Source organism: Amaricoccus tamworthensis (assembly GCF_049800875.1).
Classification (GTDB): domain Bacteria; phylum Pseudomonadota; class Alphaproteobacteria; order Rhodobacterales; family Rhodobacteraceae; genus Amaricoccus; species Amaricoccus tamworthensis.
Genome location: NZ_JBNAFV010000004.1, coordinates 249,252 through 271,676 on the forward strand (window position 1 = coordinate 249,252; position 22,425 = coordinate 271,676).

At 62.4% G+C, this 22,425-nt stretch carries 21 protein-coding genes; 18 read left to right on the forward strand and 3 right to left on the reverse strand.

Annotated features, from left to right (window positions below):
- Positions 1-3: 3 nt before the first annotated feature.
- Positions 4-1,221: a chromate efflux transporter gene (gene chrA, locus ACP15P_RS10140; RefSeq protein WP_424928334.1), complete on the reverse strand. Its 1,218-nt coding sequence runs from the start codon at positions 1,219-1,221 to the stop codon at positions 4-6.
- A 151-nt stretch (positions 1,222-1,372) separates the two neighbouring features.
- Between chrA and ACP15P_RS10145 the strand changes: the two genes are divergently transcribed.
- The 12 genes from ACP15P_RS10145 (at position 1,373) to ACP15P_RS10200 (ending at position 13,212) form a co-directional block, all read left to right on the forward strand.
- Entirely contained in the window at positions 1,373-2,692 is a 1,320-nt protein-coding gene (locus ACP15P_RS10145) for an MFS transporter (protein ID WP_424928335.1), read from the forward strand.
- A 340-nt stretch (positions 2,693-3,032) separates the two neighbouring features.
- On the forward strand, positions 3,033-4,256 hold the full coding sequence (locus ACP15P_RS10150) for an efflux RND transporter periplasmic adaptor subunit (protein WP_424928336.1): 1,224 nt from the start codon (positions 3,033-3,035) through the stop codon (positions 4,254-4,256).
- Positions 4,253-5,428 (forward strand): FtsX-like permease family protein, encoded by a 1,176-nt coding sequence (locus tag ACP15P_RS10155; RefSeq protein ID WP_424928337.1) that lies wholly within the window; start codon positions 4,253-4,255, stop codon positions 5,426-5,428. The genes ACP15P_RS10150 and ACP15P_RS10155 overlap by 4 nt, the downstream gene beginning before the upstream one ends.
- Positions 5,428-6,144 carry an ATP-binding cassette domain-containing protein gene (locus ACP15P_RS10160; RefSeq protein ID WP_424928338.1) on the forward strand — a complete coding sequence of 239 codons (717 nt, stop codon included), beginning with the start codon at positions 5,428-5,430 and terminating at the stop codon, positions 6,142-6,144. The genes ACP15P_RS10155 and ACP15P_RS10160 overlap by 1 nt, the downstream gene beginning before the upstream one ends.
- A 493-nt stretch (positions 6,145-6,637) precedes the next feature.
- Complete coding sequence (napF, locus tag ACP15P_RS10165; RefSeq protein ID WP_424928339.1) at positions 6,638-7,141, forward strand: ferredoxin-type protein NapF; 504 nt, start codon at positions 6,638-6,640, stop codon at positions 7,139-7,141.
- Positions 7,138-7,410 carry a chaperone NapD gene (locus ACP15P_RS10170; protein ID WP_424928340.1) on the forward strand — a complete coding sequence of 91 codons (273 nt, stop codon included), beginning with the start codon at positions 7,138-7,140 and terminating at the stop codon, positions 7,408-7,410. The genes napF and ACP15P_RS10170 overlap by 4 nt, the downstream gene beginning before the upstream one ends.
- Before the next feature lie 3 nt (positions 7,411-7,413).
- On the forward strand, positions 7,414-9,909 hold the full coding sequence (napA, locus tag ACP15P_RS10175) for a nitrate reductase catalytic subunit NapA (RefSeq protein WP_424928341.1): 2,496 nt from the start codon (positions 7,414-7,416) through the stop codon (positions 9,907-9,909).
- Positions 9,910-9,968: 59 nt separating this feature from the next.
- Positions 9,969-10,787 carry a ferredoxin-type protein NapG gene (gene napG / locus ACP15P_RS10180; RefSeq protein WP_424928342.1) on the forward strand — a complete coding sequence of 273 codons (819 nt, stop codon included), beginning with the start codon at positions 9,969-9,971 and terminating at the stop codon, positions 10,785-10,787.
- Positions 10,784-11,710, forward strand: coding sequence for a quinol dehydrogenase ferredoxin subunit NapH (gene napH / locus ACP15P_RS10185; RefSeq protein WP_424928343.1), 927 nt, complete (start codon positions 10,784-10,786; stop codon positions 11,708-11,710). Before napG ends, napH begins: the two co-directional genes overlap by 4 nt.
- Before the next feature lies 1 nt (position 11,711).
- The gene (locus ACP15P_RS10190; protein ID WP_424928344.1) at positions 11,712-12,155 is read left to right on the forward strand and encodes a nitrate reductase cytochrome c-type subunit; all 444 of its coding nucleotides are present in this window, start codon (positions 11,712-11,714) and stop codon (positions 12,153-12,155) included.
- Positions 12,156-12,178: 23 nt separating this feature from the next.
- On the forward strand, positions 12,179-12,880 hold the full coding sequence (locus ACP15P_RS10195) for a NapC/NirT family cytochrome c (protein WP_424928345.1): 702 nt from the start codon (positions 12,179-12,181) through the stop codon (positions 12,878-12,880).
- A gap of 59 nt (positions 12,881-12,939) precedes the next feature.
- On the forward strand, positions 12,940-13,212 hold the full coding sequence (locus tag ACP15P_RS10200) for a hypothetical protein (RefSeq protein WP_424928346.1): 273 nt from the start codon (positions 12,940-12,942) through the stop codon (positions 13,210-13,212).
- Between the two features lie 9 nt (positions 13,213-13,221).
- On the opposite strand, the gene ACP15P_RS10205 is transcribed toward ACP15P_RS10200, so the two are convergent.
- Positions 13,222-13,908 carry a Crp/Fnr family transcriptional regulator gene (locus tag ACP15P_RS10205; protein WP_424928347.1) on the reverse strand — a complete coding sequence of 229 codons (687 nt, stop codon included), beginning with the start codon at positions 13,906-13,908 and terminating at the stop codon, positions 13,222-13,224.
- Positions 13,909-14,040: 132 nt separating this feature from the next.
- Positions 14,041-15,303, reverse strand: a complete 1,263-nt coding sequence (locus ACP15P_RS10210; protein WP_424928348.1) for a flavin-containing monooxygenase — start codon at positions 15,301-15,303, stop codon at positions 14,041-14,043.
- A gap of 210 nt (positions 15,304-15,513) precedes the next feature.
- On the opposite strand from ACP15P_RS10210, the gene ACP15P_RS10215 reads away from it, so the two are divergent.
- The 6 genes from ACP15P_RS10215 (at position 15,514) to argE (ending at position 22,298) form a co-directional block, all read left to right on the forward strand.
- The gene (locus ACP15P_RS10215; protein ID WP_424928349.1) at positions 15,514-15,945 is read left to right on the forward strand and encodes a RidA family protein; all 432 of its coding nucleotides are present in this window, start codon (positions 15,514-15,516) and stop codon (positions 15,943-15,945) included.
- Positions 15,942-16,616 (forward strand): DUF1028 domain-containing protein, encoded by a 675-nt coding sequence (locus tag ACP15P_RS10220; protein WP_424928350.1) that lies wholly within the window; start codon positions 15,942-15,944, stop codon positions 16,614-16,616. The genes ACP15P_RS10215 and ACP15P_RS10220 overlap by 4 nt, the downstream gene beginning before the upstream one ends.
- 95 nt (positions 16,617-16,711) lie before the next feature.
- On the forward strand, positions 16,712-17,647 hold the full coding sequence (locus ACP15P_RS10225) for a LysR substrate-binding domain-containing protein (RefSeq protein WP_424928351.1): 936 nt from the start codon (positions 16,712-16,714) through the stop codon (positions 17,645-17,647).
- 94 nt (positions 17,648-17,741) lie between these two features.
- Complete coding sequence (locus ACP15P_RS10230) at positions 17,742-19,820, forward strand: oxidoreductase (protein WP_424928352.1); 2,079 nt, start codon at positions 17,742-17,744, stop codon at positions 19,818-19,820.
- Positions 19,817-21,154 carry a pyridoxal phosphate-dependent decarboxylase family protein gene (locus tag ACP15P_RS10235; RefSeq protein ID WP_424928353.1) on the forward strand — a complete coding sequence of 446 codons (1,338 nt, stop codon included), beginning with the start codon at positions 19,817-19,819 and terminating at the stop codon, positions 21,152-21,154. The genes ACP15P_RS10230 and ACP15P_RS10235 overlap by 4 nt, the downstream gene beginning before the upstream one ends.
- Before the next feature lie 10 nt (positions 21,155-21,164).
- Positions 21,165-22,298 carry an acetylornithine deacetylase gene (gene argE / locus ACP15P_RS10240; RefSeq protein ID WP_424928354.1) on the forward strand — a complete coding sequence of 378 codons (1,134 nt, stop codon included), beginning with the start codon at positions 21,165-21,167 and terminating at the stop codon, positions 22,296-22,298.
- The last annotated feature ends 127 nt before the right edge of the window (positions 22,299-22,425 follow it).

A 22,425-nucleotide genomic window follows, 5' to 3' on the forward strand; every position in this document is an offset into this window, starting at 1 on the left:
GGCTCAGCCCCACACCCCAAGCGCCGCACCACCCAGGGCCGCGACAATCACGACCGCCCAGGGCGGCGTCTTCCACATCATCAGCAGCACAAAACACAAAAGCGCCAGCGCAAAATCCCGCATGTCGCCAATCGCACCGGTAAACACCGGCGCATAAAGCGCGGCCCCCAGAATACCCACCACGGCCGCATTCGCACCCTGCATCAACGACTGCGCCGCGGCCATGGACCGGAACCTGTCCCAGAACGGCAAAACACCTACCAGCACCAGAAACCCGGGCAAAAACACCGCCACCAGGGCAATCACCGACCCGGCCACGCCATTTGGCTCCGGCCCCAAAACGGCCCCCAGATAGGCCGCGAAGGTAAAGAGCGGCCCCGGCACCGCCTGCGCCGCGCCATAGCCCGCCAGGAAAGCATCCGCGCCAACCCAGCCCGTGGCCACCGTTTCCGCCTGCAACAGCGGCAAAACCACATGCCCGCCGCCAAACACCAGCGCCCCGGCCCGGTAAAAACTGTCAAACACCTGCAACCCCTGCGACCCTCCCGCGATGACCGGCAGCAAAACCAGCAGCCCCGCAAACAGGCTTAGGCACACGCCCGCCTGCAACCGCGTCACCGGCATGGTCACATGCCCGCTCACCTGCTGCGTGGTGCCGCGCCCCAGCGCCAGGCCTGCCAGCGCACCAAAGGCAATCGCCCCCACCATGCCAAAGGCCCCAGGCAAAAACGCGAGGATCGCCACCGCCGCCACCGCGATACCGGCACGCTCCCGGTCCGGGCAGAGGTTGCGCGCCATCCCCCAGACCGCCTGCGCCACAATCGCCACCGCAACCACCTTCAGCCCGTGCAGCGCGCCGGTCCCCACCGGCCCGGAAATCTGCGCCGCCGTCATGGCAAACACCAGCAGGATCAGCGCGGAGGGCAGCGTGAACGCCGTAAACGCCGCCAGCGCCCCAAGCCAGCCCGCCCGCATCATGCCAAGCGCAAACCCCACCTGGCTCGACGCCGGACCCGGCAAAAACTGGCACAGCGCCACCAGATCGGCATAGGCCTGATCCGACAGCCACCCGCGCCGCGATACCAGCTCATCGCGAAAATACCCAAGATGCGCAATCGGCCCCCCAAACGAGGTCAGCCCAAGTTTCAAAAAAGCGCCAAACACTTCCCCGGGCGTCCCGCCCTGGCTCTGCGGTCCTGCATCAACGGGCGTCTCGGTCATGTCTCTCCAGCCTCACCTGCAATCCGTTTCCCGTACTCTCAATTTCCAAAAGGTTCCAGGTGGCCAGAGCCGTTTTCATGTGTAATTTTTGTGACGGCCCACCAGGCCCGTCCCGCTTGTTTCACGTCCTCGACAGGAATAGCCTCGCCCCATGCTGAATATCCTCACCGACCGGACCTACCGCCACCTGTTCCTTGCACAGGTGGTCGCCCTTTTGGGGACCGGTCTCGCTACGGTCGCCCTCGGCCTGCTCGCATACGATCTGGCGGGCGAGGGAGCCGCGATGGTTCTTGGTACGGTTTTTACCATCAAGATGGTGGCCTATGTTGGCGTCGCGCCGGTTGCGGGCGCTTTCGCCGACCGCATAAACCGCCGCTCGTTGCTGGTGGCACTCGATCTGGTGAGGGCCGCCGCCGCCCTCTGCCTGCCATTCGTCACCGAGGTTTGGCAGGTCTATCTCCTGATTTTCCTGCTGCAATCCGCGTCGGCCGGTTTCACACCCGTGTTCCAGGCGACCATCCCCGACGTACTGCCCGATGAGGAACGCTACACCCGCGCCCTCTCACTCTCACGCCTCGCCTACGACCTCGAAAACGTCGTGAGCCCCATGCTTGCCGCACTGCTCCTCGCCGTATTGGGGTACAGCGCGCTGTTCATCGGCACGGTCGCCGGGTTTGCCGCGTCGGCCCTTCTGGTCATGTCCGTTTTGTTGCCAGGCCCGGAGCCGACCGCACCGCGTGGCATCCTCGACCGCATGACACGGGGCATCCGCATCTACCTCGCCACCCCGCGCCTGCGGGGGCTTTTGGCGCTGAACCTCGCCGCAGCGGCGTCCGGCGCAATGGTACTTGTCAACTCGGTCGTCCTCGTGCGCGGGACACTCGGGCTTCCCGAAAGCGCCCTGGCCTGGACCATGTTTGCCTTCGGTGCGGGTTCAATGCTCACCGCCCTGTTCCTTCCCCGGCTTCTCGTTCCCGTGCCCGACCGGACCGTAATGCTTGGTGGTGCGGCGCTGATGGTTTTGACACTCATGGCACTCGCAATCGAAGTGGCGTTCTTCGGCCTCACCTGGCCAATGCTGCTCGGAGCCTGGCTGCTCGTCGGTCTGGGATATTCCGCCGTACTCACCCCATCCGGCAGACTTCTCAAACGGTCGGCCCATGCGGAGGATCGACCCGCCATCTTCGCCGCCCAGTTCGCGCTCAGCCATGCCTGCTGGCTGGTCGTCTACCCGCTCTCCGGCTGGCTCCTGACCGCATACGGCAGCGTATCCGCATTGACCGGTCTTTGCCTGATATCGGTGTTCGGTCTCTTCGCGGCGCTCCTTCTATGGCCGTCCGACGACCTCCCCGAAGTCGAACACCGACATGACAACCTGCCGCTCGACCACCCCCACCTCCAGGGTCACCGGACTCACACTCATGCCCTGATCATTGATGATACGCACCCCCGCTGGGGCACTCATTTTTGAGGTCACAACCGTCGGCGCGGATCGGCACGCCAGGTGCGCCCTGGCCCCGATCTCTTCCCAAATGTCAGAAAGGGGTCAGTCCACGACAGGCGCCAACCGGTACAGGCTGCGCTTTCCAATCCGGGCCGGCAACACCTGTCACGGATCTCAGCGACGTGCGCGGGAAGAACGGTACAATCGGGCAAAATCAGATCCTGGTTAAAGGGTTCACCACACTCCAGGAATCAAATACAGGGGTAACGTTACGCTTTCAGCCCGTCGGTGTTGCCCGTCGCGTGTCCCATACTTTCAACTGTACGGGCGCTTGCCGGAGGACACTGGTGGGAGCCAGGGGGTGCTGATGAGTACCGGAACGACCGACAGTGCAACTCCGATGCCACTTGCAGACAGCGGGCTGGACACGTCCGCATCCGTGCCCGCTTCAAAAGTCACGGGCCGGTCAAGGCTGTTTTTGATCCCGCTGTTCATGCTCACACTTTTTAGCGGCGCCGTGATCGGAATGTATTTCCAGCCGCCCGGATTGCGTATGTTTTTTAAGGCAACGGGACTTGAGCCCGGTGCGGGGACCGAAACGCCAATCGCCGTGGCGATCCAGAAAGTGACGTCACAGGAAGAAATCGCTGTTGTCAGCGAAGGTGACGTTGTCGCCCTGGGACGGATTATTCCGCGTGGGGATGTGATCCGCGTGGCGACCCCGTCAGGTGCGGGAGATGCGCGGATTGCTGAAATTCCTGTCGCCGAAGGGGACAGTGTGAAGAAGGGCGACGTGCTCGCGGTTCTTGACAACCTGCCTCAACTGGAAACCAGCGTCGCCTCATCTCAGGCCATTGTTGCCGTGCGAGAAGCCACCCTGCTGCAAACACGCGCCGCAATTCGTGCAAGCATTGACGAGGCCAATGCGGCCCTTGAACGGGCCGAGGCCACGGCCAGTGTCGCGCAGGCGGATCTGGATCGGGCCACTTCCCTTTTTGAGCGCGGTATCGTTACGCGCGCGGAATTCGATCGGCTGGTCGCGCGGGCCACCGAGGCCGGCCGTGACGTCGAACGCAGTATCGCAACCCTGTCACGCTATGATACCGGGTCAGAGACCGTTCAGGCCGACATCGCTGTGGCCGAGGCCAATCTGGAAGCGGCCCGCGCCGATCTTGCCCGTGCCCGGCAGGACCTCGAGCGCGCATATGTACGCGCACCTGAAAACGGTACCGTCCTTGATATCAATGCTCGCGTCGGCGAGCGCCCGGCCAGTTCCGGCATCATCCACCTGGGGGACACCTCCCAAATGACGGTTGAGGCGGAGGTTTACCAAACCATGATTGGCCGTGTCGCCATCGGCGATCCCGTCACCGTCACCGCCGCGGCGCTGTCTAAGGATCTGAATGGCGTTGTTTCGGCCATTGGGCTTGAGATTGGTCGTCAATCCATCACGTCCGATGACCCCGCAGCCAACACGGATGCGCGGGTGGTTGATGTCATTGTCATGCTCGATCAGGACGCGTCGGTTCAGGCCCGGCGCTTCACCAACCTCGAAACGATCGTACGGATTGATGCGGGCCGTATTGAATGAGCAGGGTTCTCACCCGCCTTTTTGGCCGTCTTCCCATAGGCTGGTTGCAGCTCTCCCATAACAGGGCGCGGCTGGCCGCGGCGATCGCCGGTGTGGCCTTTGCCAACCTGCTCGTGTTCATGCAACTGGGTATACTGGGCGCTCTGAACGGGTCAACTGTCGCGCCGTACTCGATGCTCGACGCCGACATCATCATTTCGTCCGCGGATGGCAACACGCTCACCGATAGCGGCAATATCGCCCGGGTGCGGATGTTTCAGGTTCTGGGCGTGCCGGGCGTCGCCGCCGCCACGCCCCTGTTCATTGGCTCCCTTCCCTTCACCTTGCAGGATGGCACTTCGGTGTCGCTGCTGGCCTTTGGTATGGATACGTCCAGCCCGTCCTTTTTTTCCGCACCCGTCGCGGCCTCTCTCAGGAAACTGGATATCGAGAACACCGCCCTTCTCGATACGCAAACACGCGGGGTTCCCCAATCCGCCTTTACAGGGCTTTTGGCGGGTCAACCGTTTGCATTTGAGGTCAAGGGCCAAACCATGACAGCCATTGGAACCATCGAAGTCGGCGGCGGTTTTCTGGCGGATGGCACGGTGGTTCTGTCGGACCAGACATTCCTGCGGTTTTTTGAACAGCGTTCCAGCGGGACACCCAGTCACATACTTGTCAAGGTCGATGATAACCTGTCCGTCGAGCGTATCGTTAAGCGGATTGAAATGGTTTTGCCGGCCGAAGGCGTGAAGGTTCAATCCCTCGAGGGCGCGGCGGCAGCCGATTTGGCGTTCATGTCGACCGAACGTCCGACAGGTATCATATTCGGGTTTGGCGTGCTGATCGGGGTTATTGTCGGCATTGTCATTGTCTATCAGGTGCTGTCGACCGATGTGGCCGATCATCTGCGGGAATACGCGACGTTCAAGGCGATGGGGTACGGCCAGCCCTTTTTCCTTGGCATTGTATTTGAGGAGGCGGTCGTACTTGCGATCTTTGGGTTTATTCCCGGCTTTATAGTCTCTCTCTTTCTTTATGCGGGCCTCAGTTCAGTGACCAGCCTCCCTGTTGCCATGGATGCAGGCCGCGCCATCCTTGTCTTTTTGGGTACCCTTTCGGCATGTACACTGTCAGGCGCAATCGCGACACGACGGCTGGCGGGCGCCGATCCGGCGGATCTGTTCTGATGGTGGAAGACAACCCGATCAACGTGGCGGGCCTCAACCATTTCTTTGGCGTTGGCGAAGCGCGCAAGCAGGCGCTTGGAGACATTGACCTCAGTATCGAGAGGGGCAGCCTGACAATCCTGATGGGGCCCTCCGGATCAGGCAAAACAACTCTGCTGACGCTGATGGGCTGCCTGCGTGAGGTGCAGGATGGAAGTATCAAACTTCTGGGCCAGGAACTGCATGGAGCCCACGAAGCCCAAATGGTAATGCTCAGACGACGACTGGGTTTTATCTTTCAGGCGCACAACCTGCATGAGAGCCTCACCGCCGCACAAAATGTCCTGATGGGATTGCAGGTGCACGGACCTGGGAATGCGGCCAAACAGTTGAGCGCAACAATTCATATGCTGGACATCCTCGGTCTTGCCGACCGCGTCGATTACCTGCCCGGAAACCTGTCAGGCGGACAAAAGCAGCGCGTTGCCGTTGCCCGTGCACTGGTCTCGAACCCTGAAGTCATCTTTGCGGACGAGCCGACTGCCGCTCTGGACAGGGAAGCGGGTTTGAATGTCGTTAAAATGCTCAAGGCCATGGGGCGGACGCGCCGGACAACAACAGTCATGGTGACACATGACAATCGCATCCTGGAACTGGCCGACCGGATAATCAGTATGGAGGAAGGCAGGATCGTTGGTGATACCCGGTCTTCCCCGACAGGCAAACCGACACCATGAATTCCGCCGGATACGCAGCAGTGAACAACGGATCGCGCATCGCAAAAAACCGGAAGAGGCTCCTGCCCGGGCTACCGGGGTTTGAATTCGGGAAGTTTGCAGGGTCGCTTTAAAATGAGAATGGCTGCTCTCCCGCAAACCTCCAGCTTGTTCCCAGACCAGCCGTTTTCGGGAAAACCCCGTGCAATCTGTGCCATTTGACTCACAATCTGTGCCAAATCCATGCACATCTGTGCCACTTTGACACACGTTTGTGCCATTTCCAGCGCAATTTCTGCACAGTTTCGACCCGAAAAATCCGGGCAGTGAGCGTACCTGAAATTACTGTTACCCAACTTGACCGAAATCAAGGCCGGCCCGGAGGTCACTGTTTAGTGTCACACCCACGAGGATTTTTCTGGGTGCATGCCGCACAACCAAAAGCAGCACAAAGCTTGACTTTGAACCGCAAACCGACAGTATCGAGAAGCGCAAAAGAGCCAGGAAAGACAGTATGTCCACACCGAGCCGCCGCAGTTTTCTCCGGGGTCATTTCGCCCGGGAAACCGAGAGACACATGCGTCCCCCCGGTGCCGGGCCGGATTTCATGGACCTGTGTACCCGGTGTGGTGATTGCGTAAGTGCCTGTCCTGAAAGTATAATTATTAAAACTCCTTCCGACGGCCCGCGGATCGATTTTTCAAACGGCGCCTGCACCTTCTGTCAGGAATGCGCCCAGGCCTGCCCCACCGGAGCCCTCGCTGAGAGCGTGACTCCCGGCTGGGATTGGCGGGCGGAGGTTCAGGACAACTGCTTCTCCCTCGGCGGCATCGCCTGCCGCGCCTGCGAGGACGGATGCGGCGAGCGGGCCATCCGGTTCCGGCTTCAGACCGGCGGCCGCTCCGTGCCGCTGATCGACCAGGACGCCTGCACGGGCTGCGGGGAATGCGCCTTCGTCTGCCCCGCCGGCGCCATCACCTTCACCATCCCCGAACCCGCCCAGGAGGCCCTGGCATGAACATCTGCGGATGTCTCGTTCACGTGAACCGCAACACCATCGTCGCCACGCGCGAGGAAATCGAGCAAATTCAGGGCGTTGAGGTCCATGCCCAGACGGAGGACGGACGCCTCGTCGTCGTGGTCGAAGACACGGAAGACACGCTCGCCTCCGACACCATCATGGCGCTCCACCAGATCCCGGGCGTGATCACCCTGACGCTCAACTACCATCATTTCGAAGACATCCCGCTGCGGGCCCCGCTCGCCGCATTTCAGCCGGAGACCTGACGCATGACCATCTCGGAATCCCGCCGCACCTTCCTCAAAGCCACCGCAGCGGCCAGCACCGCGGCGGCGGCCGGCATCAACCTCGCTCCCAACGGCGCCATCGCACAAACCCCTGGAAACACTGACATTCGCTGGGACAAGGCCCCATGCCGTTTCTGCGGCACCGGCTGCTCCGTGCTGGTCGGCACCAAGGAAGGCCGCGTGGTCGCAACGCAGGGCGACCCGGAGGCTCCGGTGAACCGCGGCCTGAACTGCATCAAGGGCTATTTCCTGTCCAAGATCATGTACGGGACCGACCGCCTGACCACGCCGCTTCTGCGCAAATCGAACGGCGTTTACGACAAAAACGGCGATTTCGAACCGGTGAGCTGGGATGAAGCCTTTGATGTCATGGCGGAAAAATGGAAGGAGGCCCTGGCCGCCAAGGGCCCGACCTCCGTTGGCATGTTCGGCTCCGGCCAGTGGACGGTCTGGGAAGGCTACGCCGCCGCCAAGCTGATGAAAGCCGGTTTCCGCTCCAACAATATCGACCCCAACGCCCGCCACTGCATGGCCTCGGCCGTGGTCGGCTTCATGCGCGCCTTCGGCATCGACGAGCCCATGGGCTGCTACGACGATTTCGAGCACGCGGACACCTTTGTGCTCTGGGGCTCCAACATGGCGGAGATGCACCCGATCCTGTGGTCCCGCCTGACCGACACCCGCCTGACCAAACCGGGGGCCCAGGTTCATGTCCTGTCGACCTTTGAACACCGGTCGTTTGAACTCGCTGATAACGCTCTGGTTTTCAAGCCACAGACCGACCTGGCGATCCTCAACTACATCGCCAACTACATCATCCAGAACGACGCGGTGAATTGGGATTTCCTTGAAAAACATGTTAATATCACAAAGACCGCGACCGATATCGGCTATGGCCTCCGGGATACCAACCCGCTCCAAGAGGCGGCACAAAACCCGAACTCGGGCGAGCTTACACCGATCGATTTCGAGGAATACGCCGCTTCGGTTGCCGACTACACGGCGGAAATGGTCTCTGAACTGTCCGGCGTTCCCGTGCATCAGCTGGAGGCCCTGGCGCAGCAGTATGCCGACCCGAACCGCAAGGTCATGTCGCTCTGGACCATGGGTTTCAACCAGCACACACGCGGCTCCTGGGCCAACGGGTCGTGCTACAACATCCACCTTCTGACCGGAAAAATCTCCGAGCCGGGCAACTCGCCCTTCTCGCTCACCGGCCAGCCCTCGGCCTGCGGCACGGCCCGCGAGGTGGGTACCTTCGCGCACCGCCTGCCCGCCGACATGGTGGTCACGAACCCGGAGCACCGTGCCCATTCCGAGGAAATCTGGAAGCTGCCCGAAGGCACCATTCCCGACAAACCAGGCCTGCACGCGGTCGCCCAGAACCGGGCGCTGAAGGACGGCACGCTTAACGCCTACTGGGTCCAGTGCAACAACAACATGCAGGCCGCGGCCAACATCAATGAGGAAGGTTACCCCGGCTATCGCAATCCGGAAAATTTCATTACGGTTTCAGATCCTTATCCGACAGTGACCGCCATGGCCGCGGACCTCATCCTGCCCACCGCCATGTGGGTTGAGAAGGAGGGCGCCTATGGTAACGCCGAGCGCCGGACGCAGTTCTGGCGGCAGCAGGTCATGGCTCCGGGCGAGGCCAAATCGGACCTGTGGCAGCTCATGGAATTCTCCAAACGCTTCACGGTCGAGGAAGCCTGGGGCGAGGAGCTGATCGCGAAGAAACCGGAACTTGCCGGCAAAACGCTCTATGAGGTGCTGTACGAGAACGGCAACGTGAACCGCTTCCCGCTCAGCGATACCGCCGAAGGCTTCGACAATGTCGAGGCGGAGCATTTTGGTTTCTACGTCCAGAAGGGTCTGTTTGAGGAATACGCCACATTTGGTCGCGGTCACGGTCACGACCTTGCGGATTTCGACGTCTATCACCAGGCCCGCGGCCTGCGCTGGCCCGTGGTTGATGGTGAGGAAACGCTCTACCGCTTCCGCGAGGGCTATGATCCTTACGTGCCCGAAGGCACCGAGGTTGCCTTCTACGGCCATAAGGACAGCAAGGCGAAGATCATCTTCTCGCCCTATGAACCCGCGGCCGAGGAGCCGGATGAGGAATACGATCTGTGGCTCGCCACCGGCCGGGTTCTGGAGCACTGGCATTCCGGATCGATGACCCGCCGCGTGCCGGAACTCCACCGGGCCTTCCCCAGCGCGCTTGTGTTCATGCATCCCGAGGACGCCGAGGCCCGTGGGCTGCGCCGTGGCCAGGAGATCATGATCTCCACCCGCCGTGGCGAGATGCTGAGCCGTGTGGAAACCCGTGGCCGCAACAAGCCGCCCAGGGGGCTCGTCTTCGTGCCGTGGTTCGATGAGGGCCAGTTGATCAACAAGCTCACCCTCGACGCAACCTGTCCCCTGTCCAAGGAGACGGACTTCAAGAAGTGCGCCTGCAAGGTCGAACGCGCCTGATTGAGTAAAACGCGGCGCGTGAATTGCGCGCGCCGCCCTGACCGCCACGGAAGCCTGAAATGTCTGCCGCGAACGCACCAATGTCCCCCCAGCGCCGCCGGTTCCTTACGGATACCGCGCGGATGGGTGCGGGTTGTGCAGTTGCGGGGTCTGGGCTTGCCTGGCTTGCCACGGACTCCCGCGCCCTGCCCGCCGAGGCGCTGCGCCCGCCCGGGGCGTTGCCGGAGGAGGATTTTCTCGCGGCCTGCATCCGCTGCGGCCTTTGCGTGCGGGACTGTCCCTATGACACGCTGAGCCTGGCTGAACTGGGATCCGATGGCCCGGCGACCGGCACGCCCTATTTCACCGCCCGTGAGGTGCCTTGCGAGATGTGCGATGACATTCCCTGCGTCGCCGCCTGTCCCACCGGTGCGCTTGATCCGGACCTGCGGAACATTGACGACGCCCGCATGGGCACCGCCGTCCTGGTGGATCAGGAGAACTGCCTGAATTTCCTCGGGCTTCGTTGCGACGTCTGCTACCGGGTCTGTCCGGTGATTGACGAGGCGATCACGCTGGAAATGTCGCACAATGACCGCTCCGGCCACCATGCGATTTTCGCGCCGACCGTCCATGCGGATCACTGTACCGGCTGTGGCGTCTGCGAGAAGAGCTGCGTCCTGCCGGAAGCCGCGATCAAGGTGCTGCCGGTGCGCCTCGCCCGGGGCTCTTCCGCCGAGCATTACCGCAAGGGCTGGGAGGAGCAGGATAACCACGGCGCGCCGCTGGTGGACGGGCTTATTGACCTGCCCGACCGCCTGCCAGGGCCTGGCACGGACAATCTGGCCGCACCGGGCGGATTTGAGCCCGCCTTCACGGTGCCGGGAGCGGAGCAATGAAGGCAAAAACCGCACTCCCGGTCGGGTATGAGGCGATCCAGGACAAGGGCTGGTGGCTGGCCCACCGGTTTCTGATCCTGCGCCGTCTGTCCCAGGCGTTTTTCCTGGCACTGTTCCTGCTGGGGCCGTGGTTTGGCATCTGGTGGGTGGAAGGGACGCTCGCGGGCTCGCGCACCTTTGGCGTGCTGCCCCTGACCGATCCGTTTGTGCTGCTGCAGGGTATGGTGGCGGGACACTGGCCGGAGATGACCGCACTGATGGGCGCCGTGATTGTTCTGGCCGTCTATGCGCTGATCGGCGGGCGCCTGTACTGTTCGTGGGTCTGCCCGATCAATCCGGTCACCGACGCGGCACACTGGTTGCACGAACGGCTTGGACTGCAAAAGGGCTGGCAGCCCAAACGTCACACACGGCTGTGGCTGATGGGGGCCGTTCTTGTGGTGTCGGCCCTGACCGGCGTTGTCGCCGGGGAGATCGTCAACCCCATCACCATGCTGCACCGGGGGCTGGTTTTCGGGATCGGCTTTGCCTGGGCGCTGGTGCTGATGGTGTTCCTGTTTGACCTGTTCGTGTCGCGGCGCGGCTGGTGTGGGCATCTCTGCCCCGTGGGGGCGTTCTATGGCCTGCTTGGCACCGGCAGCCTTCTGCGCGTGTCAGCGTCCAGGCGGGCGGCCTGCGACGACTGCATGGACTGTTTCGCGGTCTGCCCCGAAAACCATGTCATCGCCCCCGCCCTGCGTGGGAAGGGCGCGGCAACACCCCTGATCCTGTCACCCGACTGCACGAATTGCGGGCGCTGCATCGATGTGTGTTCGGTCGATGTGTTCTCGTTTACGCACCGGTTTGACAGCCATATCGAAGCGCCGCCACGGCCCGAACCCGTCGCCAACAAACCGGCCGCAGGGCCGATACCGGAGGGATGAAATGAAACTGTCGATCATTGCGGGATTTTCCGCACTTGTATCAAGCCTGCTTGTTTCGGGGCTCGTCCTTGCCCAGTCGGGCGGCTCCGTCCAGTCACTGCGGGGTGCGGAGGTTGACGCCACCCTGCCCGCTGTTGAGGTCTACCAGCAGCAGGAGGGCCGCGAGGTGCGCAACTACCGTCAGCAGCCGCCGACAATTCCGCATTCAATGGACCAGTACCAGATCGACCGGCGCACCAACCAGTGCCTGAGCTGTCACGACTGGAGCAATGCGGGCGAGCGTGGTGCGCCGACCCTGTCGATGACCCATTACCTCGACCGCAATGGCAACCAGCTCGACACTGTCGCGGGAACGCGCTGGTTCTGCAACCAGTGTCACGTGCCACAGGCCGACGCGCCCGCTCTCGTGGGCAACGATTTTGAAGCCTCAAGCTCAGCGCACTGACGCAATGCACCGGGAGTAACACCATGCCGGACAAAGACCCAACACCACGCCGCCGAATATGGCCCCTGCGCATCTGGGACTGGTTCTGGAGCCCGACGGGCGTCATCAGTGCGGGTTTCCTTCTGATTGCGGGTTTCCTTGGCGGGATCGTTTTCTGGGGCGGGTTTCACTGGTCCCTGGAACTGACCAATACGGAGGAGTTCTGCACCTCCTGTCACACCATGGAAACGAACCTCGCCGAGTACCGCGAGACGATCCACTACAACAACCACTCGGGCGTGCGCGCGATCTGTTCAGACTGTCACGTGCCGCATGAGTGGCAGTACAAGATGAAGGCCAAGATCATGGCCGTGAAGGACGTCTATCACGAGGTCTTGGGCACCATTTCGACGCCTGAGAAATACGAGGAGCGCCGTCTGGAGATGGCGGCCGCGGTCTGGAAGAAAATGAAGGCCAGCGACAGCCGGGAATGCCGCAACTGTCATGCCTTTGAGTACATGGACTTCACCATTCAGGAAACCCGCGCGGCCGAGAACCACCAGCGGGCGCTGGACGAAAACATGACCTGCATCGACTGCCACCAGGGCATCGCTCATGACCTGGCCCCGGGCTACCTGGAGGAGTACCAGCACGTGGTGGACGAACTGGCCGGCGCAGGCGCGCTGTCCCAGGATGAAACCGATCTGGCCTCGGTCAGGACCTATCTCGACAGCACCGGCAACTGAACCGGCAGCGGCCCCGCACCTGTCGGGGCCGTAACAACAGGACTACGGAGGGCTTTGACATGCTCAGTTTTCTCGACCTGCTCGGCACAATTGGCGGGGCCATTCTCGGTCTGCCCGGCATTTTGGGCGTTGCGCTTGGAATGACGACCCGGCGTTGGCCCATCGCTGCCGGGATGGGCGGTCTGGTGGGGCTGCTCGCGCCGTTTCTACTGGGTGGTTCGCATTCGACCCATGTGCCGATCACGATGACCGAATACGGCATTTCGCTGCTGATCGGGGTTCTGGCGGGCCTCACAGGCTGTGCGATCCGGCACAAGGGCGCGACCGTCTAGCGGCCGGATCTACGGCAGGTCGACCTCGGCAAAGGCGATCAGTTCCGACAGGTCGGCAATCCGCACGGCATTGCCGGTCACGGTCACACCGTGAGATTTCAGCCTGCCAAAAGCCCGCGACAGGCTCTCGGGGTTCATGCCAAGCCGCCCGGCAATCAGCACCTTGTCATGGGGCAGTTCGACCTCGCATGGCCCGGAGGTCTCACCCGCTGTCAGAGTGATCAGGAACTGGGCCACCCGTTGTGGCGCGTTGCGGGTTTTCAGTGATTCAACCTGGTTCACCAGTGAGCGCAGGTGGACGAGCGTACTCGACAGAATGGCGAGGCAGGCCTCCGGACGGCGCAGCATGATGTCGATGATATGGCTCGCGGAAATCTGCATGAGGTGACAGGAGGTTACCGCCTCTGCCGAAACCGGATAGACATCGGCCCGGAGCGCCGCAGCATCGCCAATCGACTGCTCCCGGGTAAACACGCCCACGACAGCCTCCGCACCGCTTGCCGTCATGCGGAATAGCTTCACCCAGCCGTCGAGCACGATGTATATGGTCTGGGCATCATCACCGGCCGCAAAAATCCGCTCGCCGCGATCCCAGGACCGGACCGTGGCTCGTGCGAGGATTTCGTCGGCGACATCCTGCGGACAGTTGCCGATCAATAGCGTATTGCGCGCGACACTGATGTGCTCGTCTTTCAAATTCCCTGCCCCTTACCCGCGTGGGTTCACCCCGTTTTAGTTTCGCATGTGCGGGGGATTTACAAGGGCATTACGGGGCTCAGGCGCAGCACGCGTTTGGTCCGGATTGAGGACGGCTGTAAGGGACCCGGTTCAAACCGCCTGCGGCATCCGGATCGCGGCCTGCCCCTCATAGGCGCGGTAGCCGTTCTGGATGGCAATCTGGTCCGCGATGAATTTCGCGTCGTGCCATACGCCCCAGATGAAGGATGAGCCGCGATGGCTCTGCCATGGCAGGCCAACGAAGTAGATGCCCGGTTCCCGCGACACGCCGCGTTCATGGACCGGTCGTCCCCTGTCGTCAAACGTGTCCGCCCTGATCCAACCGAAATCAAACTGATATCCGGTGGCCCAGAGAACGGTGCCAATCCCGGCCTCTACCAGATCGAGTTCCAGGATGGGGTTCGTTACGCAGTCGGGATCCTCCGGGATATACCGCGCCTCCGGTTCGGGCGGCAGATCAAGCCCATGCTTGGCGATATAGGCATCCGCCTCGTCGAGAACCGAGAGATAGTTTTGATCGCCGGCGATGAGGTTCGTGCGCAGGTCATCGGCGAAGGTGACCTTCCCTTCGTCATAGCCCGCGGTCATGCCGAGCAGTGTCATGCCCTGCTGCGCCAGCCTGCGGAAATCAATGGTCTTTCCACCTTCCGCCCCGCTAACGGCGATTGTCACGTGTTCGGCGCCCGGTCCGGGTGTGTTTGCCGCCCATTTGCCGAGGACGCCAAGCCACCAGACGTTGTCCCTCTGCCGGTAGCGGCGGGGTGGCCGGTCATGGGGTCCGATGGACAGGTAGACCCTGCGTCCCGCCTTCATCAGTTCCTCAGCGATCTGGACGCCGGAGGACCCACCACCCACGACCAGAACCGCGCCATCAGGCAGCTGGTCGGGGTTGCGGTAGGCGTTGGAGTGCATCTGAACCGGTGGCGCGTCGGCCGGAATGACGGGCGGGATGGCCGGTTTCTGGAAGGGTCCGGTCGCCGCGACCACGTTGTGGGCTTCAATTCGGCCGCCGGATGTCTCCAGCAGGAAACCACCGTCCCTCGGCGTCACGGACTTCACCTCAACGCCTGTGCGGATGGGAGCGTCGAGCCGTTTGGCATAGGCCTCGAAATAGGCGGCGACGCTTTCCTTGTCGGCAAAGGCGTCACCGTCGCAGTCGAATTCCATATTGGGAAAGCGGTCATGCCAGGCAGGACCATTTGCGACGAGCGAGTCCCAACGCCCCGTGCGCCAGCGTTCGGCGATCCGGTCGCGTTCCAGTACCACATGCGGGATGCCATGCCCCGTCAGGTGTTCGCTCATGGCAACACCCGCCTGGCCCGCGCCAACCACGACCGTGTCGATTTTTTCCATGGCGTAACTCCTCATGATCCGCTCGGCTGCAAACCTATGGGGGCGCTCGCGGTTTTCGAAACAAGTCAATCGTGAAGCCTTGCTTCCATTCAGGCTAACGCCGCTTAGGCCCGCGCTAACCAGCGGTAAGGGCTGCCGGCACTTTTCAATCCGCGCGGCCTTCGTCATGCTGCCACGGTGCCCGAAACCCGCCCCTGGACGGAGACGCAGATGAGCAGCCACACCCGTATCCGCACATTCAACACGCGCGATACCTATCCCGAACAGAACCTCGACAACGACCTCTGCCAGGCGGTGGTCACCCAGGGCGGAAAAACCGTCTGGCTGCGGGGTCAGTGTCCGCAGAACCTGGACGACGCCAAAAACATCGGGAGCCATGACCCGGTGGAGCAGACCCACAAGGTCATGCAGAACATCCGTCAGCTGATCGAGGAAGCGGGCGGTGAGATGTCGCACCTGGTCAAGGTGGTGGTCTACATCACCGATGTGCGCCATCGCGAGGCCGTTTACCGGACCATGGGTGAGTATATCAAAGGGGTGTATCCGGTCTCTACCGGCCTGGTGGTGCAGGCCCTTGCCCGTCCGGAATGGCTGGTGGAAATTGACGGCACGGCCGTCATTCCGGAGGGATACCAACGATGACCTTTTCACTCGTAGCCCGTTGTTCGCGGACCGGCATGTTCGGCTTGGCAATCTCGTCGTCCTCGCCCGCCGTTGCCGCGCGCTGCTCCTACGCGCGGGCAGGCGTGGGCGCCGTGGCAAGCCAGAACGTCACCGACCCCACGCTTGGTCCGTTTGCGCTCGATCTGATGCAGGGCGGCATGTCGGCGGTCGAGGCCATTGCGGGTGTGCGGGATCAGGGACGCTTTGTCGAATACCGCCAGGTTCTGGCCATCGACAAACAGGGGCGCACCGCAATTCATTCGGGGCCGAACTCGCTGGGGATCTGGACGCAGGCCGAAGGCCGCGACGTGGCGTCGGGCGGCAATCTTCTGGCCAATAATGGCGTGCCGCAGGCCATAGTGGAGGGCTTCGAGCAGTCAACCGGTCACCTGGGCGACCGGCTGATCGCGGCAATGCGGGCGGGCCTGGCCGCGGGTGGCGAGGCCGGGCCGGTGCATTCCGCAGGGATGATGCTGGTGGATCAGGTCAGCTGGCCCGTAGCCGATTTACGTTGCGACTGGACGGAGGACTGCCCGATCGAGGCGGTCGCGACCGCCTGGGAGGTCTACAAACCGCAGCTTGAGGCCTATGTCCAGCGCGCGCTCGACCCGTCCGCCGCGCCCTCCTATGGCGTACCAGGCGACGAGTAAGACGCGCGAGGGAGCAGCTCGGGTAAATTCCTGGGCTTGAAGGTCGCACGGTTCGGGGTCAGGATTTGAGCGGATCAACTGTTCAGGGACCGCCCATGCTGCGTTACACCTTCCGGCAACTGGAATATTTTGTGGCCGTGGGGGAAACCGGCAGCATTGCGCGGGCGTCCGAGCGCATCAACGTGTCGTCGCCGTCGATTTCCTCGGCAATATCGCAGCTTGAGGCCGAGTTCGGCATTCGCCTCTTTGTGCGACAACACGCCCAGGGCCTGTCGCTGACCCAGGCTGGGCGGCAGCTTCTGGCGCAGGCCCAGATTGTGCTGCGCGAGGCCGGTGCGATGATGGACATTGCGGGCGACATTTCCGGATCGGTCCGGGGGCCACTTAGTGTCGGGTGTCTGCTGACATTCGCGCAACTTGTCCTGCCCGCCGTGCGCCGCGGGTTCGAGGAAAAATATTCGGAGGTCCGGCTGCGCCAGCATGAAATGAACCAGGTGGAGATTTTCAGCGCCCTTCGCCGGTCGGAGATCGATCTGGCCCTGACCTATGATCTGGATCTTCCCGCGGATCTGCAGTTCACCGGGCTGATGCAACTGCCTCCAATTGCGCTGATGGGCGTCGATCATACTCTCGCAGATAGGGACGGTGTGACCATGGAGGACCTGAGCGGCCATCCCATGGTTCTGCTCGATCTGCCGCTGAGTTCCGACTATTTCCTGTCCCTTTTCGACGGTCTGGACGGCAAGCCGGTCATCACGGAACGCACCCGCGACATGGCGGTGATGCGCTCGATGGTGGGCAACGGATTTGGCTATTCCATCGCCAATGTGCGGCCGCTCAGCGACACTTCACCCGATGGAAACCCGGTTCGGGTACTTCCCATTGCTGGCAAGGTTCGCCCACTGCGTATGGGGCTGCTGACGGCGCAGGACGCGGACCGGTCCAACGCGGTGCGGGCCTTCATCGAGTTCGTGGCCGGGATGGTGCATGCAGGTCGGTTGAGCCGGATCGGCGGGACCGCCCTTTTGTGACTTAGACAGAGACTAAGCCATGCTTTCGCCACCAGGACTTTTGTGTCGGAACGCAGCCTGTAATCTGCCGCCAAGCCGACAGGAGTGAGGACATATGCTGGACGGACCCGATTCCCGTTACAAGGTGCTTTTTGAACCGCTGACCATTGGTCCGGTCACGGCCAAAAACCGGTTCTACCAGGTGCCGCACTGTAACGGCGGCGGCTATCGCGACCCATCCGCCGCCGCCGCCATGCGCGGGATCAAGTCCGAAGGCGGCTGGGGCGTGATCTTCACCGAACAGTGCGAGATGCACCACACGTCCGAGATCACGCCTTTCATCGAACTGCGCCTGTGGGAAGACCGGGACATGCCGATGCTGGCCAAAATGGCCGACCGGATGAAGGAACACGGCGCGCTCGCGGGTATTCAGCTGGCCTATTCCGGGATCAACGGACCGAACCTCTATACCAAAGAGGTGCCGCGGGCGGTATCACCCGGACCCATCCGGACCTTCACCAACGATCCGATGCAGGCGCGCGCCCTGACGAAGGCTGAAATTGGCGACCTGCGGCGGTGGTTCGTCAATGCGGCCAAGCGTGCGAGATCCTGCGGCTTTGACCTGATCTGCCTCTACGGTGCCCATGGCTTCGGGATTTTTCAGCACTTCCTGAGCCGCGCCACCAACATGCGCGACGACAAATATGGCGGCAGTCTGGAAAACCGCTCCCGTTTCGCGCGGGAAGTCATCGCCGATATTCGCGACGCCGTAGGCGACACGATGGGTTTGACCCTGCGGGTGTCGCTCGACGAAACCATTGGTGATCTGGGATTTTCCAACGCGGAGGTGCGTGAGTTCATTGAGATGAACAAAGACCTGCCGGATCTCTGGGACCTCGCACATGGCACATGGGAGGACTGCTCCGGCCCGTCGCGCTTCAAGGAGGAGGCGGCGCAGGAGGCCCTGGTGCGCGGCATTCGCGAGCTGTCTTCGAAACCCGTGGTTGGTGTCGGCCGTTTCACCTCGCCCGATGTCATGGCCCGTATGGTCAAATCCGGCGTGCTTGATGCGATTGGCTGCGCGCGGCCATCCATTGCCGATCCGTTCCTGCCGAACAAGATCGCGGAAGGCAGGATCGAGGACATCCGCGAGTGCATCGGCTGCAATATCTGCATCACCGGTGACATGACCATGTCGATCAGCCGCTGCACCCAGAACCCGACGTTTATGGAGGAATGGCGCAAGGGCTGGCATCCCGAACACATGAATGCCAAAGGCGACAGCGAAAACGTACTCGTGGTTGGTGCCGGACCCGCCGGACTGGAGGCCACACGGGCCCTGGCGGAGCGTGGATACGACGTGGCCCTGGCGGAGGCCGGTACGGTGCTGGGCGGTCGGGTAGCGCGGGAGCGGCACCTGCCTGGCCTCTCAGCCTGGGGCCGTGTCGCGGATTACCGCGAATACCAGATCAGCCAAAAGCCCAATGTCGAGACATATTTCGACAGCGTCCTCGATGCGGAGGCGATCCTGGAGTTTGGCTTTCAAAACATCTGCATCGCCACCGGCGCGAAATGGCGTGCCGATGGCGTCAGCCGCCAGCATGTGGTGCCGTTCCCAATGGACGGGGCCATGCCGGTTTTCACGCCGGACGACATCATGGACGGCAAACGCCCGACGGGTCACGTGGTCATTTATGACGACGACCACTACTACATGGGCGGAGTTCTCGCGGAACTGCTCCGCGGCCAGGGGTGTGAGGTGACGATTGTAACGCCCTCGGCATATCTCTCGGACTGGACGATCAACACGCTGGAACAGCACACGATCCACCGGCGTCTTGCGGAGATGGGTGTGGAGATTGTGCTGAACCGGGGTGTGGTCAAAATCGCGGCGGGTCACGTGGTGTCGAACTGCATCTACACCGATCAGACCCGGCGCATCGACTGTGACGCCGTAGTGGTCGTCGCGTCGAAGCTTGAGAACAACCGCATTTATCACGATCTGATGGCCCGCGAAGCTGACTGGGCAGATGCCGGGATCCGGTCGGTTCGTATTATTGGCGATGCGGAGGCGCCGGGGCCGATTGCCTGGGCCACCTATGCCGGGCACCGCTATGCGCGGGAACTGGATGGTGCGGATATTGGTGACGACCTGCCATTTCGCCGGGAAATCACGGATCTGGCGGCGGAATGAGCAGCGATCCGTTTCCATTTTCCGAAGACATAACGCGGGAGATGCTCGACTGGACCGCAATGCGCATCGCGGACGGCCCGGACCCCACGCATGGCGCCCAGGCTTTTGCGGCACTTGAAACGGTTCTTGGTGGCTCGATTACGGAGGATGGCCTGGGGGCGCAGCGGGCCTTTGAACTGTTCACTGACACAATCGTTCCGGCCACACGACCGTTCGGGCATCCGACCTCCCTGTCCTTCGTGGCCGCCGCACCATCGCGGGCCGCGCTGAGTTTTGATGCGGCGCTTGGGGCTGCGGGGATATTCGCGGGCAACTGGGACGGGGGTGCCGGAGCCATTCACGCGGAAAACCAGGCGCTGCGCTGGCTCGCGGACCTGGCGGGCTGGCCCGACAGTGCGGGTGGTGTTTTCGTGGCGGGTGGCACTCTTGGCAATCTGTCCGCGCTTCATGCAGCGCGCGAATGGCACTCGCGCCAGCACAACACCCACGCCCGCCGCGCCATACTCTGCTCGTCCGAGGCACACAGTTCCATCGCCGCCGTGGCGCGTGTCATGGATGCGGAGCTGATCACCGTTCCGGCTGACGACACAGGGCGTATGTCCGCGGACGCGGCAAGGGAGGCATTGGCCGGGAACGTCTTTGCAATCGTGGCCAATGGCGGCGCCACCAACTGCGGCGCGGTGGATGACATCGGAGGGCTTGCCGAAATTGCGGACGAACACGGGCTGTGGCTGCACGTGGACGGGGCCTATGGCGGCGCGGCTCTGGCTGATCCGGAAATGCGCCCGGCGTTCGACGGTATCGAGCGGGCCGACAGCCTGATCGTCGATCCGCACAAATGGCTGTTCGCCCCGTACGACTCCTGCGCGCTGATCTATCGCGACGCGGGTCACGGCGCGGCCGCGCATGGACAGAAAGCGGTGTATCTCGACACGGTGGACAAAACCCACTGGAACCCGTCCGACTATGCGCTGCACCTGACCCGGCGGGCGCGTGGGCTGCCGCTGTGGTTTTCCCTCGCAACCCATGGCAGCCGGGCCTATTCCAGCGCCATTGCCCGTACGCGTGAAATCGCGGCGGAGGTTGCGGAGGGTATCGACGGGCTGGACGGCCTGACGCGCCTGCTGGGACCACAACTGACGGTGATCCTGTTCCGGCCCGATGGCATGTCCGAGGAGGACATGATCGGGTGGGCCGAGGTTCATCGGCGGTCGGGCGCCCTGCTCTGCCTGCCGACCCGCTGGCGCGGGGAGATGGTTTTCCGGCTCTGCTTCGTGAACCCGCAGACGAACCCGGCCCAGGTTCTCGGTGTCCTGAATACACTTTGTTCATGAGGTTACGGCTTTGAACACGCTCGAAATTCTGGAGAGGCTCATTGCTTTCAACACGGTCAGTAAGCGGTCAAACCTCGATCTGATCGACCATGTTGAGGATTTCCTGCGGCATCTTGGCGCACGGGTTACCCGCATCAATGATCCGGACATGCCGAAAGCCGGTCTGGTGGCGGAGATCGGTCCGGAAGGCCCCGGTGTGCTGCTCTCCGGCCATACGGATGTCGTACCCACCTACGGCCAAAACTGGACCCGCGACCCATTCCGCCTGACGCGGGAGGGAGACCGTCTTTATGGGCGCGGAACCACTGACATGAAGGGGTTCGTGGCCTCGATGCTGTCCACGGCCGGGGCCGCCAGCAAGATGGACCTGCGCGAGCCGCTGAAACTGGTCCTGTCCTATGATGAGGAAATCGGCTGCGTCGGGATTGCGCGCATGATCGACCGGGTCGGTCCGCTTATCGGCAAACCGAGTCTCGCCATCATAGGCGAGCCCACGGAAATGCAGGTGGCCACCGGCCACAAAGGCAAACGGGCCTGGCGGGCGGATGTGACTGGCGATGCCGGCCATTCGGCGCTCGCGCCGAGGTTCACCAATGCCCTCAATGTGGCCGCGGATTTCGTGAGGGAGCTTGAAACGATCCAGACTGACCTCGCTCAAAATGGCTTACGCGATGATGCGTACGACATCCCCTACAGCACCGTGCATGTCGGCATGCTCTCCGGCGGGCGGGCGCTCAACATCGTGCCGGATCATGCGGAGATGACGTTTGAAATCCGTCATCTGGCGCAGGATGATCTGGACGAGCTTGAACAGCGCATCAGGGACGAAGCCGACCGGGTCCGCACCCGCCATGGCCCGGCGGCCAGATTGGACCTTCACCGGATCACGGCCTATCCCGGGCTCGAAACGCCAGGGGATCATCCCGTGGTTTCCCAGATGGTCCAGCTTGCGCAGACCCGGAAAACGAAGGTTGCTTACGGCACTGAGGCGGGGTTCTTCGACGCTCTTGGAATTCCCACCGTCGTCTGTGGTCCGGGGTCGATGGAGGGACAGGGCCATAAGGCTGACGAGTATGTGGAGATCGCGCAGATTGAGGCGTGTGATCTGATGTTGCGGCGCCTGCTTGAAACGCTCAAAGCCTGACACGGGCCGCGCAAACCGGGTGCGGACGCCGACTGGCCCGTGAATAGGCAAACCTGAAGCAGACCTGCTAAATTTGCGGGCATTTTGGAGCAGCGAATTAGGCCCAGCCTAACAAGCGCTGAGGTAT